Origin of the sequence: Streptomyces sp. NPDC007157, from assembly GCF_040634235.1 — a bacterium.
In the GTDB taxonomy this organism is placed as follows: Bacteria; Actinomycetota; Actinomycetes; order Streptomycetales; family Streptomycetaceae; genus Streptomyces.
Window position 1 is genome coordinate 421,473 of sequence record NZ_JBEYFE010000004.1, and the last position, 17,247, is coordinate 438,719.

General features: G+C 73.1%; 12 protein-coding genes. 9 read left to right on the forward strand and 3 right to left on the reverse strand.

Going from position 1 to position 17,247, the window contains the following annotated elements:
- Nucleotides 1–37: 37 nt before the first annotated feature.
- The 4 genes from ABZ642_RS09825 to ABZ642_RS09840 all read left to right on the forward strand — a co-directional run bounded on the left by ABZ642_RS09825 (nucleotide 38) and on the right by ABZ642_RS09840 (nucleotide 3,365).
- Nucleotides 38–787 (forward strand): SDR family NAD(P)-dependent oxidoreductase, encoded by a 750-nt coding sequence (locus ABZ642_RS09825; protein WP_360479914.1) that lies wholly within the window; start codon nucleotides 38–40, stop codon nucleotides 785–787.
- Nucleotides 788–819: 32 nt separating this feature from the next.
- Nucleotides 820–1,545 (forward strand): NAD(P)H-dependent oxidoreductase, encoded by a 726-nt coding sequence (locus ABZ642_RS09830; protein ID WP_360479917.1) that lies wholly within the window; start codon nucleotides 820–822, stop codon nucleotides 1,543–1,545.
- The gene (locus tag ABZ642_RS09835; RefSeq protein WP_360479920.1) at nucleotides 1,542–2,207 is read left to right on the forward strand and encodes a DsbA family oxidoreductase; all 666 of its coding nucleotides are present in this window, start codon (nucleotides 1,542–1,544) and stop codon (nucleotides 2,205–2,207) included. The genes ABZ642_RS09830 and ABZ642_RS09835 overlap by 4 nt, the downstream gene beginning before the upstream one ends.
- Nucleotides 2,208–2,339: 132 nt before the next feature.
- Entirely contained in the window at nucleotides 2,340–3,365 is a 1,026-nt protein-coding gene (locus tag ABZ642_RS09840; protein ID WP_360479923.1) for an alcohol dehydrogenase, read from the forward strand.
- A 9-nt stretch (nucleotides 3,366–3,374) separates the two neighbouring features.
- Here the strand turns inward: ABZ642_RS09840 and ABZ642_RS09845 are convergent, their stop codons facing one another.
- On the reverse strand, nucleotides 3,375–5,078 hold the full coding sequence (locus ABZ642_RS09845) for a SpoIIE family protein phosphatase (protein WP_360479926.1): 1,704 nt from the start codon (nucleotides 5,076–5,078) through the stop codon (nucleotides 3,375–3,377).
- A gap of 225 nt (nucleotides 5,079–5,303) precedes the next feature.
- Between ABZ642_RS09845 and ABZ642_RS09850 the strand changes: the two genes are divergently transcribed.
- From ABZ642_RS09850 to ABZ642_RS09865, 4 genes are all read left to right on the forward strand, one after another.
- A complete protein-coding gene (locus ABZ642_RS09850; RefSeq protein WP_360479929.1) occupies nucleotides 5,304–9,401 on the forward strand; it encodes a bifunctional nitrate reductase/sulfite reductase flavoprotein subunit alpha in 4,098 nt (1,365 codons plus the stop codon).
- Between the two features lie 311 nt (nucleotides 9,402–9,712).
- Nucleotides 9,713–11,767: a molybdopterin cofactor-binding domain-containing protein gene (locus ABZ642_RS09855; protein WP_360480208.1), complete on the forward strand. Its 2,055-nt coding sequence runs from the start codon at nucleotides 9,713–9,715 to the stop codon at nucleotides 11,765–11,767.
- Between the two features lie 31 nt (nucleotides 11,768–11,798).
- Entirely contained in the window at nucleotides 11,799–12,257 is a 459-nt protein-coding gene (locus ABZ642_RS09860; RefSeq protein ID WP_360479931.1) for a (2Fe-2S)-binding protein, read from the forward strand.
- Nucleotides 12,258–12,443: 186 nt separating this feature from the next.
- The gene (locus tag ABZ642_RS09865) at nucleotides 12,444–14,378 is read left to right on the forward strand and encodes a right-handed parallel beta-helix repeat-containing protein (RefSeq protein WP_360479934.1); all 1,935 of its coding nucleotides are present in this window, start codon (nucleotides 12,444–12,446) and stop codon (nucleotides 14,376–14,378) included.
- A 19-nt stretch (nucleotides 14,379–14,397) separates the two neighbouring features.
- Here ABZ642_RS09865 and ABZ642_RS09870 read toward each other — a convergent pair whose 3' ends face one another.
- Nucleotides 14,398–15,372, reverse strand: a complete 975-nt coding sequence (locus tag ABZ642_RS09870) for an alpha/beta hydrolase (protein ID WP_360479937.1) — start codon at nucleotides 15,370–15,372, stop codon at nucleotides 14,398–14,400.
- A 250-nt stretch (nucleotides 15,373–15,622) separates the two neighbouring features.
- Between ABZ642_RS09870 and ABZ642_RS09875 the strand changes: the two genes are divergently transcribed.
- Nucleotides 15,623–16,504 carry an LLM class F420-dependent oxidoreductase gene (locus ABZ642_RS09875; protein WP_360479940.1) on the forward strand — a complete coding sequence of 294 codons (882 nt, stop codon included), beginning with the start codon at nucleotides 15,623–15,625 and terminating at the stop codon, nucleotides 16,502–16,504.
- An 83-nt stretch (nucleotides 16,505–16,587) separates the two neighbouring features.
- Here ABZ642_RS09875 and ABZ642_RS09880 read toward each other — a convergent pair whose 3' ends face one another.
- Nucleotides 16,588–17,145 carry an NAD(P)H-dependent oxidoreductase gene (locus ABZ642_RS09880; RefSeq protein ID WP_360479943.1) on the reverse strand — a complete coding sequence of 186 codons (558 nt, stop codon included), beginning with the start codon at nucleotides 17,143–17,145 and terminating at the stop codon, nucleotides 16,588–16,590.
- Nucleotides 17,146–17,247: the final 102 nt, after the last annotated feature.

The window sequence follows — 17,247 nt, forward strand, 5'->3', positions numbered from 1 at the left end:
CCCTAGGTCAAGATACCTCCGTCCCAAGGAGACGCCCATGTCCAAAGTGATCGCCGTCCTCGGCGCCGGCACCGGTCTGGGCGTGTCCGTCGCCCGCCGCTTCGGCAAGGAGGGCTTCCGGGTCGCTCTGGTCGCCCGCCGCAGGGACCGGCTGGACGACCTGGTCGCCCGGCTCGCCGAGGAGGGCGTGGAGGCCGCCGCCTTCCCCGCCGACCTGTCCGATCCCGCCCAGGTGCCCGCCCTGGTGGCCGCCGTCCGGGACCGCTTCGGCCGGATCGACGTCGTCGAGTACGGCCCGATCGGCGGCGACCAGAGCTTCACGCCCGCGGCCCGGCTGGACGCGACCACCCTGGAAGGGCTGTCCCGGCTGCTCCTGCTCACCCCGGTCGAGGTGTTCCGCGCGGTGCTGCCGGAGATGACCGAACGCGGCGACGGCGCCCTCCTGATGACCACCGGCTACTCGGCGGTACGGCCGATGCCCCACCTCAGCGGCTTCGGCCCGGTGATGGCCGCAGCCCGCAACTACCTGTACTCCCTGCACGGCGAACTCGCCGGCACCGGCGTCTACGCCGGCACCCTCACCGTCGCCGCCATGATCACCGGCAGCGAGCAGGCCGAGACCGCCGCCGAGTCGGCCGCGGCGGCCGACGCGGACTTCGGCGGCCTGGAGGTCACCGCCGTCCACCCGGACGAACTCGCCGAGCACTACTGGGACATGTACACCCGCCGCGACCGCGTCGAACAGGCCCACCCCGCGGAACTCACCCCGCGCGACGACCGCTCGTAGCCCGCTCCCCCCCACTCGCCCGGAGGCATCCCATGGCAACACTGCTGCACCTCGACTCCTCCCTCTGGCCGGTCGGATCGGCCTCGGTCTCCCGTACGGTCACGGCCGCCTTCCGCCAGGCCTGGGAGGACCAGCACCCCGACGGCACCGTCGTCTACCGGGACCTCGACGCCGACCCGGTGCCGCACCTCGACGCCCCCGCGACGGCGGCCGGCCTGGCGGACCCCGCCGTACACACCCCGGAGCAGGCGGCCGCCTTCGCCCCGCGCCGGGCGCTGATCGAGGAGCTGGAGAGCGCCGACACCGTGCTCATCGGCGCCCCGATGATCAACTTCTCGATCCCCTCCACCCTGAAGGCCTGGCTCGACCAGGTGGCCGTGCCCGGCCGCAACCTGGCCGCCGAGGAGTCCACGGTCCGGGACCTGCCGGTGTACGTGGTGGCCAGCCGCGGCGGCTCCTACGCGCCCGGCACCCCGCGCGAGGACTTCGAGTACGTACTGAACTACCTGCGGTCGCTCCTCGGCGACGGGCTGGGCATGGACGTCGACTTCATCGTCCCCGAGCTGACCCTGGCGCACTCCACCCCGGCGATGGCCGAGCTGATCCCGCTCGCCGACGCCTCCATGGCCAGGGCGCACGAGGAGGCCGCCGCCAAGGGCAAGGCAGCCGCCGCCCGGGCGTCCGGCAAGGCCCGGCCCCTCATGGACCTGGGCGCCGGCGACGCGGCCGTCTGCGCGGACGGGGCGTGCGCCCGATGAGCGCGAGCACGCTCCGTATCGACGTCTGGTCCGACGTCGTCTGCCCCTGGTGCCACATCGGCAAGCGCCGTCTGGAGGCGGCGCTCGGCAGGTTCGAGCACGCCGACGAGGTCGAGGTGCACTGGCACAGCTTCCAGCTCGACCCCGCCCATCCAAGAGGCGATCGCCGACCCGTCCTGGAGGCGCTCGCCCACAAGACCGGGGCGCCGCCCGCCCGGCTGCGGGCGATGATCCGCCAGGTCACCGAGCTCGCCGCCGCCGAAGGCCTGCGGTACGACCTCGAACGCGCCGTCTCCGTCAACACCGTCGACGCCCACCGCCTGACTCACCTGGCAGCCGCCCACGGCCGGGGTGCCGAGATGCACGAGCGGCTGCTCCGCGCCCACCTCGGCGAGGGCGAGGTCGTCGACGACCCCGGCACCCTGATGCGGCTCGGCACCGAGGTCGGCGTACCCGAGGACGAGGTACGGCGGATGCTCGACGGCGACGCGTACGCCGACGCCGTCGCGGCCGACGCCCGCGAGGCACGCCGTCACGGCGCCACGGGCGTGCCGTTCTTCGTGCTCGACCGTGCCTACGGCCTCTCCGGGGCGCAGTCGGCCGACACCTTCCTGTCCGCCCTGCGGACCGCACACGCGGACACCGCCCGGGCGAGGCGCTGAGCGGGGCTCAAGCCACCTTCGTCGTCGCCCAGCAGGCGCCCGCCGGGCTCGACGCGCGCGATCGGCCCGGAGCTGGTCTGCTGGGGGAGGGGGTTTCGACCGTTCCCGTCGTACCCGTTCCGGGAGAGACGTATGAGTACCTACCGAGTCGCGCAGGTGCCCGCCATGGGCGCGCCCTTCGAGGTCGTCGAGCGGGAGGTGCCCCGGCCGGGTCCCCGGCATGTGCGGATCGCCGTGGAGGCCTGCGGGATCTGCCACAGCGACAGCTTCTTCGTGACCGCCGGGCTGCCGGGCATCACGTTCCCCGTGGTGCCCGGACACGAGATCGCCGGGCGGATCGAGGAGATCGGGGAGGGCATCGAGGACTGGGGCTGGGCGATCGGCGACCGGGTCGGGGTCGGCTGGTTCGGCGGCAGCTGCGGCCACTGCGAGCCTTGCCGGCAGGGCGACTTCATCGTCTGCGAGAACTTGAAGACGCCCGGCTGGGCTTACGACGGCGGCTTCGGCGCGCAGGTGATCGCCCCGGTGGACGCCCTGGCCCGGATCCCCGAGGGGCTGACCGCGGCCGACGCCGCGCCCCTGGGCTGCGCGGGCGTGACCACCTTCAACGGGCTCAGGCGCAGCCCGGCCGAACCCGGTGACCTGGTCGCCGTCGTCGGCCTCGGCGGGCTCGGCCACCTCGGGGTGAAGTACGCGGTGGCCATGGGCTTCGAGACGGTGGCCATCGCCCGCGGCGCGGAGAAGGCCGACTTCGCCAAACAGCTCGGCGCCCACCACTACGTCGACTCCACGGCCTCGACACCCGTCGCGGAGGCCCTCCAGTCGCTCGGCGGCGCCAAGGTCGTGCTCGCCACCGCGGGCAACTCCCAGGCGATCTCCGCGGCCGTGGACGGTCTGGGCCCCCGGGGTGAGCTGGTGGTGATCGGCATCGACCTCGAGCCCCTCGGGATCAGCCCGTTCCAGTTGCTCACCAACGCCCGGGAGATCCGCGGCCATCCGTCCGGCACCGCCCAGGACGTGCAGGACACCATGGAGTTCAGCGCCCTGCACGGGATCCGCCCGACGATCGAGACCGTCCCGCTGGAGGAGGCGGGCGCGGCCTACCAGAAGATGATGGACGGGGCCGCGCGCTTCCGCATGGTGATCACCTACGACTGACCGGCCGGATCACGGCCGTACGGCACGGGCCGCGAGCAGCGCGATGTCGTCCTCGGAGCCGATGGCGAGGCGGTCGAGGACGGTGTCGACGATCTTGTCCAGCGGGTCGCTGGGGGACAGGGACAGCCCGGTCAGACGGGCCAGGCCCCGGTCGATGTCCTCACCGCGCCGTTCCACCAGTCCGTCGGTGTACAGGAGCAGCACACCCCCGCGTTCCGGGGTGACGCGCTGCTCGTACCGGCCGAGCCCACTGCCCAGCGGCGGGCCGACCGGCACCGGCACCAGCTCGATCCCGCCCTCGGGGGCCAGCCAGACCGGCGGCAGATGCCCGGCGCTCGCATAGGTGAGGGTGGCGACGTCCGCGTCACCGAGCGCGAGGAAGCAGGTGGCCACCCGCTCGAAACCGGAGTCCGAGACCATCCGGTCCGCGTGTTCCAGGATCCGGCGTGGCGAGAGCCCCGCGCGGGCCAGGGCACGGAGCGTCGAACGGTAGTGGCTCATGGCCACCGCGGCGTCCACGCCATGGCCCATCACATCCCCGATGACCAGCATCGTACGGCCGTCGGGCAGGGCCAGGACGTCGTACCAGTCGCCGCCGATCAGCGAGCCGTCGTCGGCCGGCCGGTAGCGCCCGGTGGTCTCCACACCGGCGTGCTGTTGCAACTGGCCCGGCTCGGCCAGCAGGGCCCGCTGCAACTCCAGCGCCATGGTGTGCTCACGCTCGAAGCGGACGGCCCGGTCCAGGGCGCGCGCGGCGCGGGCGGCGAGTTCGCGGGCCACCGTGGCGTCCTCGTTCGAGAACGGCCCGGAGTCCCCGGCCCGGGCCAGCTGCAGACTGCCGAGGTACCGGCCGTCCGAGACCAGCGGCGCGAGCAGTACGGAGTGGACACCGGCGGTCAGACAAGCCCGGGCCGGTGGCCAGCTCGGGATCAGCGCCCGCCACTGTGCCGAGGTGATCGCGTTGCGCCGCAGGACCCGGCCCGCCGCCAGGTTCCGCCGGGTCCCGGCGCCACGCGGCCAGCCGACCAGTTCGCCGCGCGCGTCCAGCGCCGCGAGACCGGCGACCAGACCCGGTCGAGTCGCGTACGCGGCGAGCCGGGTGGGCGCCCGCCGCCCCGACGCCGTGTCCGGCGGATTGAGCTCCACGCCGGCCGCGTCCGCCAGCTCCGGTACGACGAACTCCGCCAGCTCCCGGCAGGTCCCGGCGACATCGGTGCCGGTGCCGATCCGGGACGCGGCCGCGTCGAGCAGCGCGAGCCGCCGATGGGCACGCTCCAGCTCGTACACGTACTGCTGCGGCTCACTGATCTCCAGGCCCACCCCGGCGACGCCCACCACCTTGCCGGTGCTGTCCACCAGCCGGTGGTACACGCACCGCCACTCCCGGACCTGGTACGGCGAGTCCACCCAGGTCCGCCCGGTGACGATGGTCTCGCGCGGCCGTCCGTCGTGCAGGATGTCCCGCAGCAGCTGCTCCGACCGCTGGATGTGCGGCAGCACCTCGTGCAGGGTGTGCCCGAGGTAGGCGGCGGCGGGCAGACCGGTCATCCGGGCCATGTGCGGGTTGACGTACAGATAGCGCAGATCGGTGTCGAGGACCGCGAAACCGACGGCCGCGTCCTCGACGATGCCGCGCAGCAGATCGATGTAGCCGATGTCGACGGGCGGTGCGCCCGCGGAGGCCGGTCGTCGCGAGGAGGTGTCCCTGTCCACCCGGTCCTCCTCGCCTGCCCCCGCCCACGGCCGCCCTCATCCTCCACCAGGTCCCGGTACCGCGCATCCCGGGGCAGCCCGTACCCGCCCGCTCACATCGCCGGGCGCCGGTCTGTGCGGTGGCCTTAACCCCCGTTGATCAGGAGCGGTGACGCCGGTGTAATCAGCTGTGCCTACCGTCGAGGCCGGACGACAGAGGCTGACCAGCAGGAACAGGGGGTGCCCGTGGCCGCGCCGGACTCACGCAGCACCGACACCGCCCAGGTGCGTACGGTCTGCTCGTACTGCGGGGTCGGCTGCGGCATGGTCCTGGACATCGGCAGCGGCCCGGACGGCCGCCGTACCGTCCTGAAGGCCTCCGGCGACAAGCGGCACCCGGCGAACTTCGGCCGGCTGTGCACCAAGGGCGCCACCACCGCCGACCTGCTCGCCGCGCCCGGCCGGCTGACCACCGCCCTGTTGCGGCCCGAGCGGGGCGAGGAGGCCGTCCCCACCGCCGTGGACACGGCGGTCGCCGAAACCGCGCGACGGCTGCGCGCGATCGTCGACGAGCACGGACCGGACGCGGTCGCCCTCTATGTCTCCGGCCAGCTGAGCCTGGAGGCCCAGTACCTGGCGAACAAGCTCACCAAGGGCTTTGTGCGCACCAACAACATCGAGTCCAACTCGCGGCTGTGCATGGCCAGTGCCGGCACCGGCTACAAACTGTCCCTCGGCGCCGACGGCCCGCCCGGCTCGTACCAGGACCTCGACAAGGCCGACGTCTTCCTGGTCATCGGCGCCAACATGGCCGACTGCCACCCCATCCTCTTCCTGCGTCTGATGGACCGGGTGAAGGCGGGCGCGAAGCTGATCGTCGTCGACCCGCGCCGCACCGCCACCGCCGCGAAGGCCGACCTCTTCCTCCAGGTGAAACCGGGCACCGACCTCGCCCTGCTCAACGGCCTGCTCCACCTCCTGTACGAGAACGGGCACACCGATCCCGAGTTCATCGACGCTTACACCGAGGGCTGGGAGGCGATGCCGGAGTTCCTCGCCGAATACCCGCCCGCCGCCGTCGCCGACATCACCGGCATCCCCGAGGCCGACCTGCGCGCGGCCGCCCGGCTGATCGGCGAGGCGGGGGAGTGGACCAGCTGCTGGACCATGGGTCTCAACCAGTCCACGCACGGCACCTGGAACACCAACGCGCTGGTCAACCTGCACCTCGCGACCGGCAGGATCTGCCGCCCCGGCAGCGGCCCCTTCTCCCTCACCGGCCAGCCCAACGCCATGGGCGGGCGGGAGATGGGGTACATGGGACCGGGGCTGCCCGGCCAGCGGTCGGTCCTGGTCGACGCCGACCGGGCCTTCGTCGAGGACGTGTGGGGACTGGAGCCCGGCACCGTCCGCGCCGACGGTGTCGGCAAGGGCACCGTCGAGATGTTCCGGAAGATGGCCGACGGCGAGATCAAGGCCTGCTGGATCATCTGCACCAACCCGGTCGCCTCCGTCGGCAACCGGCGGACCGTCATCGAGGGCCTGGAGGCCGCCGAGTTCGTCGTCACCCAGGACGTCTTCACCGACACCGAGACCAACGCCTACGCCGACATCGTGCTGCCCGCCGCCCTGTGGACCGAGTCCGAGGGCGTCCTCGTCAACAGCGAGCGCACCCTCACCCTCGCCCGTCCCGCCGCCGACCCGCCCGGCGAGGCCACCGCCGACTGGCGGCTGATCGCCGGGGTGGCCCGCGCGATGGGCTTCGAGGACGGCTTCTCCTACGACAGCGCCGAGCAGATCTTCGAGGAGATCAAACGCTTCCACAACCCGGGAACCGGCTACGACCTGCGCGGAGTCAGCTACGACCGGCTGCGCGGGACCCCGGTGCAGTGGCCCGCGGCCACCGCCGACGGCCCCGACCGCAACCCGGTCCGGTACGTCGACCCCGACGGCACCCTCACCTTCGCCACCGCCTCCGGCCGCGCGGTCTTCCACCCCCGCCCGCATCTGGACCCCGCCGAGATGCCCGACGACGACTACCCGTTCGTCCTGAACACCGGGCGCCTCCAGCACCAGTGGCACACCCTCACCAAGACCGCCAAGGTCGCCAAGCTCAACAAGCTCGACCCCGGCCCGTTCGTCGAGGTCCACCCCGAGGACGCGGCCGCGCTCGGCCTCGCCGACGGCGACTCCGTCGAGGTCGCCTCCCGGCGCGGCCGGGCCGTGCTGCCGGCCGTCGTCACCGACCGGGTGCTGCCCGGGGCCTGCTTCGCGCCCTTCCACTGGAACGACCTGTTCGGCGAGTACCTCAGCGTCAACGCGGTGACCAGCGACGCGGTCGATCCGCTGTCCTTCCAGCCCGAGCTGAAGGTGTGCGCGGTGTCGCTGACGAAGGTGTCCACACCGGTGAGCGTGCGGCGGCCGGGTGTCGAGGAGACTCGGGCCGCGCTGCCCACAGCCGCCCCCGCCGCTGCCGCCGCCGTCTTCGGACTCGACCCCGTCCCGCCGCCGGTCCTCACCGAACCCGAACGGCAGTACCTGGTCGGTTTCCTCGCCGGCGTCCCGGCCGGTGCACCCGGTGTCCCCGTCCTGCCCCCGGACGCGCCGTTCAGCCCCGAACACGCCCGGTGGGTCAACGGCACCCTCGCCGGCCTGTACTCCCGTGCACCGGCACCGGCACCGGCGCCGGCGCCGGCGGCCCCGGCGGCGGGGCCGGCCGCCCGCCAGGTGGTGATCCTCTGGGCCTCGCAGACCGGCACCGCCGAGGACTTCGCCGCCACCACCGCCGAGCGCCTCACCGCGGGCGGCCACCCGGCCTCCCTGGTCGCCATGGACGAGGCCGATCCGGCCGCCCTGCCCACGGGCGCCGACCTGCTGCTGATCACCAGCACCTTCGGCGACGGCGACGCCCCCGACAACGGCGCCGGCTTCTGGGACGGCCTCGCCGCCCTCGACGCCGGTCGCCTGGCCGGGCGCCGGTACGCCGTCCTGGCCTTCGGCGACTCCTCCTACGACGACTTCTGCGGACACGGTCGGCGCCTGGACCGTCGTATGGACGAACTCGGCGCGGTCCGGCTCGCCCCGCGCACCGACTGTGAACCCGACTACGAGACACAGGCGGCGTCCTGGCTGGACCAGGTGCTGGCCGCCCTCGCGGACGGGGCTGCCGCGGGCGCCCCCGGCTTTGCGTCCGCCCGGTCCGAGCGGCCCGCCCGGTCCGAGCGTCCCGCTCCCGGCACCGCCCGGCTCGTCGGCAACCGGCTGCTCAGCCTGCCCGGCGCCGGCAAGGAGGTGCGCCGGTTCACCTTCGACACCCGCGACAGCGCGAACCCGCTGGTCTACGAGGCGGGCGACGCGCTCGCGGTCCGTCCCCTCAACTCTCCCGACCTGGTGGCGGAGTGGCTGACCGTCACCGGCCTCGACGGCGAGAGCGGCGTGAGTGTCGACGGAGTCGGTGAAGTCACGCTCTCCGAGGCCCTGTCACGGCACCTCGACATCACCCGGATCACCCCGGACCTGCTCCGCTTCGCCACCGAACGCACCCGTGACGCCCGCGAGCTGCGCAAACTGCTGCGACCGGACAACAAGGACGAGCTGGCCAGGTGGTCCTGGGGTCGGCAAGCCGTCGACGTCGCCGCCGAGTTCGGGATCCGTGCCGACGCCGGGGAGTGGACGGGGGTCCTCGGCAGGCTGCAACCGCGCCTGTACTCCATCTCGTCCAGTCCGCTCACCGACCCCCACCTGGTCTCGACCACCGTCTCCGTCGTCCGTTACGAGAACCCGCACGGCAGGCCCCGGCAGGGCGTCTGCTCCCCGTTCCTCGCCGACGCCGAGCCCGGCACCCGGGTTCCTGTGCACGTCCGGCGCTCCCCGCACTTCCGGCCGCCCGCCGACCCGGCGACGCCCATGGTGATGGTCGGCCCCGGCACCGGGGTGGCGCCGTTCGTCGGCTTCCTCCAGGAGCGCCGCGCCCGCGGCCATCGCGCGCCCAACTGGCTGTTCTTCGGCGAACAGCACCGGGCGACCGACTTCTACTACGAGCAGGAGCTCACCGCCCTGCTCGCCGAGGGCACCCTGAGCCGCCTCGACACCGCCTTCTCCCGCGACCAGCGGGCCAAGGTCTACGTCCAGGACCGGATGCGCGAACACGGCCCGCTGCTGTGGTCCTGGCTCCAGGACGGCGCCCACTTCTACGTCTGCGGCGACGCCTCCCGGATGGCCAAGGACGTCGACCGCGCCCTGAAGGACATCGCCACCGTGCACGGCGGACTGACCGAGGACGAGGCGACCGCGTACGTCAAACAGCTCGCCTCGGACCGGCGTTACGTCCGGGACGTCTACTGATTCCGACGTCTACTGATTCCGCGTCAGTTGGCGCATAGTGAGGGCGAGTTGCAGCCGGAACCAGCCCTGCGGGGGTGCGCACCGGCCGGCCGCCCCGCCAGCTCCTTCATACCGCCATGATGCGCCATCCGGTGGTACGGCGAGGAGAGCCGGGCGCGACAGGCAACCGTTACGGACGCCCACCCCTCCTAGCTGTCGAGACACAGCGCTGTCGAGACACAGCGTCGACACCGGCACCGACCGACAGGAGCCCCCGCTTGGACCGCAACGAGCCCGTGCGGGCCGCCGCCGGACCGTCCCGCCGGGGACTCATGGTCTACACGGTGGCCGCGGCCACCCTCACGCTCGCCGCCCCGCTCGGCTGCGACACCCCACGGGCCGACGGCGCCACCCCGGCCTCCGACGTCGTGGTGACCGGCACCGACGAGGAGATGCTCGTCCTGGAGGTCACCGCCGCCAACCAGGTCGTCGTACGGCTGCCCCGGGTCGAGGTCGGCCAGGGCATCACCACCGCCGTCGCGATGATGATCGCGGAGGAGCTGGACGCCCGCCTCGCCGACGTGCGGATCCCGCTCGCGGACGCGCGGGCCAAGGGCAACCAGTACACCGGCGGCTCCAGTTCGGTCAGCTCGCTGTACGACCCGGCCCGGCGGCTGGCCGCCACCGCGCGCGCCCGGCTGGTGACGGCGGCCGCCCGGCGCTGGCGGCTTCCCGCGCACATCCTGCGCACCTGGAACACCCAGGTCCTCGCGCCCGACGGCCGGACGGCCACCTTCGGCTCCCTCACCGCGAGCGCCGCCCGGATCCACGTCCCGGAGGTGTCGAGCAAGCCCAAGCCGGCGTCCCGGCACCGGGTGATCGGGAAGCCGACGACCAGGATCGACGCCCGGGACATCGTCACCGGCGCCGCGAAGTACGCGGGGGACCTGGCGGTGGCCGGGGCGAGACCGACCGTGGTGGCCCGGCCGCCGACCCTGCGCGGCAAGCTGGTCTCCCTCGACGACACGGCGGCCCGCGCCCTGCCCGGCGTCCGGGCGGTCGTGCGGATCCCCGGTGGTGTCGCCGTGGTGGCGGACACCTTCCACCATGCCTTCCAGGCCCGGGACGCGCTGCGGATCACCTGGGCCGCCGGTCCGCTCGCGCCGCTGTCGGACAAGGAGATCCGCGCCCGGCTGCGGGCCGCGGTGCCCCGCCTTGGCACCCCGCCGCGCGGATCGACGCAGATCGAGGGCGAGTTCGCGTTCGCCTTCGTCAGCCATGCCCCGATGGAGGTGCTCACCGCGGTCGCCGACGTCCGCTCCGACCGGGCCGAGCTGTGGTTCTCCTCGCAGACGCCGATGGACGCCCGCGAGACGATCGCCGACCTGCTGGGACTGGCGACCTCGGCGGTACGGGTCCATGTGGTGCGCGGCGGGGGCTCGTTCGGACGCCGGCTCAACTTCGACGCGGCCATCGAGGCGGCGCTCGTCTCCAAGGCGGCCCGCCGGCCCGTGAAGCTGATGTGGAGCCGCAACGACGACATCCGGCACGGCAGGATGCGCCCCGCGAGCCACCACCGGATCCGGGCCAGTGTCGCCGGCGGCCGGGTGGTGGCCTTCCAGCACCTGACGGCCTCGGTGGGGGAGTCCTCCGACGAGAGCGGCCCGACCGTGCAGTCGGCCGGGGTACGACCGCTGCCCAGCGACAGCGGTCTGTACAACTTCGGCCGCGTGGGCGGCGATTCGGGCGGCATCGAGCTGCCGATGCCGCTGGGCGCCTGGCGCTCGGTGGACTCCGGGACGATGCGTACGGCCGAGGAGATCGTCGTCGACGACATCTCCCGCGCGCTGGGCCGGGACCCGGTCGCCTTCCGCCGCAGCACCCTGCGGAGCAAGGCGGTGAAGGCCGTACTCGCCAAGGCGGCCGCCGCCGGCCACTGGGGCCGCGCGATGCCCGCGGGCACCGCCCAGGGCGTGGCCGTCCACGAGGAGTACGGGTCCGCCGTCGCCTGCCTGGCCGAGATCGACGCCACCGACCCGAAGAACCCCCGGGTCACCAAGGTGGTGATGGCCGCCGACGTCGGTACGGCCGTCAACCCGCGCGGCCTGGAGGCACAGCTGATGGGCACCGCCGTCGACGGCATCTCCACGGTGCTGCGGGCCGGGCTGCACATCGACCGGGGCGCGGTGCGCGAGGGCAGCTTCGCCGACTTCCACTACGCTCGCCAGCGGCACGCCCCCCTCGTGTTCGAGGCGCACATCCTCCCCTCGGGCGGGGCACCGGGCGGCGCCGGTGAACTCGGCGTCCCCGCGGCGGCGGGCGCGGTCGCCAACGCCTACGCCCGCGCGACCGGCACGAAACCCCGTACCTTCCCCCTCGACTTCTGACCCACCGTCTCCCGACTCCCAGAAGGCACCGATGCGTTCGTACTCCTTCGTCCTCAACGGCGAACCGGTCACCGTCGAGGCACCCGCCGACATGCCCCTGCTCTGGGTGCTGCGCGACGTGCTGGGCGTCACCGGCCCCAAGTACGGTTGCGGGGTGGGCGTCTGCCGTGCCTGCACCAGTCACCTCGACGGCGAGGAGATCCAGCCGTGCACGGTCCCGGTCGCCGACTGCGCGGACCGTGCGGTCACCACCATCGAGGGCCTCGCCGACGGTGACACCCTGCACCCCGTCCAACAGGCCTGGCTGGACTGCGACGTGGCCCAGTGCGGCTTCTGCCAGCCCGGCCAGATCATGGCGGCCGCCGCCCTCCTGAAACGCACCCCGCACCCGACGGACGCCGACATCGACCGCATCGAGAACGTCTGCCGGTGCGGCACCTACTCCAGGATCAGGGAGGCGATCAAGAAGGCGTCGGCGAACGGGAGTTGAGAGCGCGCCGGCCCGGAGCGAGGCCCGCGCCGGGACACGCCGGCCGGCACCGGCAGTCGTACCGCCGCTCCTCCTCCGGTCGCCCGAGCGACGACCAAAGTGACCCACGCATGGACGATCGGCCGACGCCCCGGCAACCGCGCCCGCTCCACGATGGAGACCCATCCGACGAGCGGGAGGCATCACGTGAGGACAGCACGGGGGAGTGCGGTCGCCGCCCTGGCCATGGCGGCCGTACTGACATCGACGGCCGGCGCACCGGCCCCGCACCTCCCACCCACCACCCGGCTGTACGTGGCCCCTTGGGGCGACGACCACGGGCCCGGCACCCTCGACCACCCCTTCGCCACCCCGGCCCGCGCCCAGCGGGCCGTACGGGCCCTGGCCCCGCGCATGACCTCGGACATCACGGTCGACCTGCGCGGCGGCACCTACCGCCTGACCGCGCCCCTCCGCCTGACCCCGGCCGACTCGGGCCGGCACGGCCACCGGGTGGTCTACCAGGCGTACGGCTATGGCACCGCGCACCAGGAGCCGGTCACCCTCAGCGGCGGCCGTCCGGTCACCGGCTGGCGTCCGGACCCCGGGCGGCCCGGCGTCTGGCGCGCCGACGTCGGGACCCTGGAGACCCGTCAGCTCTACGTCGACGGCCGCCGGGCCCCGCGCGCGGCCCGGGGCGCGCCCCTGCCCGGAAAACCGAAACCGACGGCCACCGGTTACACCACGACCAGCAGGATCCCGCTCGCCTGGCGCCACCCGGCCGACCTCGAAGTCGTCTACCGCTACGACTACGTGGAGGGCCGCTGCGGTGTGGCCGCGATCTCCAGGACAGCCGCCGGCCGGACCGCGATCACCATGGACCAGCCCTGCTGGCGGATGGCCCGGGCCCTGTACGGAGCGGACGCCCTGACCCGGACCCACGACGTGGAGAACGCCCCGGACTTCCTGGGCAGGGCCGGAAGCTGGTACCTGGACCGCTCCCGCTCCGCTCACCACACCCTTCTCTACCGCCCCCGCGCGGGCGAGGACATGACCCGGACCGAGGTGACGGCCCCCACCCTCCAGACCCTGCTCAGCGGGACCGGCGACTCCGCCGCCCGCCCCGTGCACGACCTCACTCTCCGCGGCCTGACCTTCGCCCACGCCACCTGGCTGGCGCCGAACGAGCGGGCCGGTTTCGCCGCTGCCTGGAGCATGTACATGCGCCCCGGCAAGGGCGGTGACATCACGGCGCTCACCGTGCCCGGCAACGTCACCTTCCGGCACGCCGAGCACATCACCCTCAGCGGCAACCGCTTCACGCATCTGGGCGGCCAGGGCGTCGACTTCGCCGCCGACAGCTCGCACAACACGGTTTCCGGCAACGTCTTCACGGACATCTCCGACGGCGCTGTCGCCCTGGGCGTCCTGCCCCCGGCCACCCGGGGCACGAACACGGGCAACCGCGTCACGGACAACTGGATCCACCACATCGGCGTCGAGTACCGGTCGGCCTCCGGTATCTGGAACAGCGCCACCGAGGACACCCTCATCGCCCACAACCAGGTCGACCACGTCCCCTACACCGGCATCCTCTCCGGCCCCAGCGAGGACCTGCGCGGCCTGACCCGCCGCAACCGCATCCTCGGCAACCGGGTCTTCGCCACCAACCGCCTGCTGGCCGACGGCGGCGGCATCTACCTGCGCGGCGAACAGGGCCCCTCCTACGCGGCCGGCGCCCTGGTGGCCCGCAACGCCGTCACCGACAGCGCCCGCGGCATCTGGAACGTCGGCATCTACACCGACGACTCCAGCAACCGCATCACCGTCCGCGACAACGTCGTCCACGACTACGTCGCCTCGATCGGCGGCTGCAGCGAGAACTGGGGCGACCGCCCGGTCCAGAACATCCGGTACCTCGGCAACTACTGGGACAACAAGGTCCCCACCTGGCTCCCCCGCCGTCCCTACCCCGGCGCCTGGCCCCCCGCCCCCGACTGCGGCGACCCCCGACACCTCCACTTCACCCACAACACCCTCCTCACCCCGCCCCACCCCTGCGCATCCCTCCCCACCTGCGCCACCATCACAGCCCAGGCAGGCCCGAGGCCGCCGTACCGCCGGACACTGGGGCTGCGCTGACCGCCGGGCCCCGCGATCCTCAGCGCGCCAGCAGCCGGCGCAGCCAGTCCAGATGGGCTGTTCTCGCCGACCGGGACAGGGCGGCCTGTGGGGCGAGGCCGTCGAAGCCGTGGAAGCCGCCGGGCCAGACGTGGAGTTCGGCGAAGCCGCCCGACTGCCAGATGCGGGAGGCGTAGGCGACGGTCTCGTCGCGGAAGGTCTCGGCGGAGCCGACGTCGAGGAAGGCCGGGGGGAGGTTCGTGAGGTCGGTGGCGCGGGCGGGGGCCGCGTAGGGGGAGACGTCGGGGCCGCCGCGGGTCTCGCCGAGGAGGGCGGTCCAGCCGGTCTCGTTGGCCGTGCGGTCCCAGACGCCGAGGCCCTTCATCTGGTGGCTGGACGGGGTGTCGTTGCGGTCGTCCAGCATCGGGCACATCAGCATCTGGCCGATCACCGAAGGGCCCTGACGGTCCCTCAGGAGCAGGGCCAGGGCAGCGGTGAGGCCGCCGCCCGCGCTGGCTCCCGCGATCACGATCCGTTCGGGATCGCCGCCGATGTCCTGCGCGTGCTCCGCCGTCCACAGCAGTCCGGCGTACACGTCCTCGACCGGCGCCGGATGCGGGTGCTCGGGCGCCAGCCGGTATTCCACCGACACCACCACCGCGCCCAGTTCCCTCGCCCAGGCCAGCGGGACGTCCACGCCCACCCGGTTGTTGCCGATCACCATGCCGCCGCCGTGCACGTGGTAGATCACCGGCAGCGGGCCAGGGGCCGGCGGGGCGGTGGGCCGGCAGATCAGCAGGGAGATCCCGGGGGCGCCCGCCGGGCCGGGCACCGCGCGGTCCTCCACCTCGAACGCCCCGTCCAGGGTGAGGTCCAGCTCGGCGAGCAGCCGTATCCCCTCGCTCTGCCGGAGCGTGTCGATGTCGTCCAGCGTGAACCCCGGCGAGATCATCTCCCTGATCAGTTCCAGGGCGGCGGCCAGCTCGGGGTCGAACGGGGGCGGTGCGGAGGTCATGGCGGCTCCTCGCGGCGGTGATGAACTGTACGGCTCGTACGGCCATGATCCGCGCGCCCCTGCGGCCACCGGGACCGCCGGACGGCGGAAGCTCCCCGCCGTCCGGCGGGTGGCCGGAGTCAGCGCCGTCACCAGCCCGGGCGCGTCGAGGACACGACCGTCCCCCGACGCCCGGACCTTGACTTGGAGAGCGCTCGAAGTTCTAGCGTCGGACGGACAGAAGACGATCCGGGCGGAACGGAGAACGGCCATGCGCGTGGGCGTGCACATCAACCGGTTCAACCATCCTGGCGGCGGCCCCGCGCTGGGCGCCGAACTCGCCGCCGCCGGTGCCGCGGCCGAGGCGGCGGGCGTCAGCTGGGTCTCGGTGATGGACCACTACTTCCAGATGGAGTTCAACGGCGGCGCCGAGGACCCCATGCTGGAGGCCTACACCACCCTCGGCTACCTGGCCGGCCGCACCTCCACCGTCCAGCTGGGCGCTTTGGTGACCGGGGTGACCTACCGCCACCCGGGACTCCTCGCCAAGATCGCCACCACCCTGGACGTGGTGTCGAGCGGCCGGGCCACGCTGGGCATCGGGGCCGCCTGGTACGACCGTGAGCACCACGGTCTCGGCGTGCCGTACCCGCCGATCGCGGAGCGCTTCGAGCGGCTGGAGGAGACCCTGCGGATCTGCCTGCAGATGTGGGACCCGCAGAACAACGGCCCCTTCGAGGGCAAGCACTACCGCCTCGCCGAGACGCTCTGCGTGCCGGCGCCGGTCAGCTCGCCGCACCCGGAGATCATGATCGGCGGCGGGGGCGAGAAGAAGACCCTGCGGCTGGTCGCCCAGTACGCCGACGCCTGCAATCTGATCCCCGCCTCGGCGGAGGAGCTGCGGCACAAGCTGGAGGTGCTGCGCGGGCACTGCGACACCGTGGGGCGCGACTACGACACCATCCGCAAGACCATCGCGTACACCGGGGACGCGGCCACCGACGGAGACCTGGACGCCTTCACCCGGGACATCGAGGGATACGCCAAGCTCGGCGTCGACACCGTCATCGTGGGCCCGCGCCTGGGGGAGACCTCGGGGTGGATGGAGAGCTTCGTGGCCCCGGCCGTCGAGCGGCTCGCCGCGATCGACTGACACGCGATCCACTGACACGCGATCGACTGAGACGCGCAGGAGCCGGGGCTCACCGAGCCCCGGCTCCCGTGTCGGGCAGTGCCTCAGGCAGCGACGCCCACGTTGCCGTGCAGACGCGCGACGACCTCGGTCAGCTGCGCGGCGACCTCGGCGTCGTCGACCGGGTGGGTCTCGGCGAAGCGGGTCACCGAGCCGGGGATGGAGAGCTTGATGTCCTCGATCACGTTGCCGCCGGCGATGCCCACGGCCTTGCGGGCCTCGTCCTGCGCCCACACGCCGCCGTACTGGCCGAAGGCGGTGCCGACGACGGCGACCGGCTTGCCGCCGAAGGCGCTGGCGCCGTACGGGCGGGACAGCCAGTCGATGGCGTTCTTCAGGACGGCCGGGATGGTGCCGTTGTACTCGGGGGAGAAGAGCAGGAACGCGTCGGCGGCCTGGGCGGCCGCGCGCAGCTTCGCGGCGGCGGCCGGGACGCCGCCCTCGACGTCGATGTCCTCGTTGTAGAACGGGATGTCGGCCAGGCCCTCGAAGACCTCGACCTCGGCACCCTCGGGGGCGAGCTTGACGGCCGCCTCGGCGAGCTGGCGGTTGTGCGAACCGGTGCGAAGGCTGCCGACGAGGGCAAGGATGCGGACAGACATGGGGGAACTCCAAGGGGGCTGAAACACTGCTGTTACGAATCCGGACCAAGGTCCGGTTAATTTCTAACACCCCAAACGGACCGCGGTCCAGTTCTGTTCCCG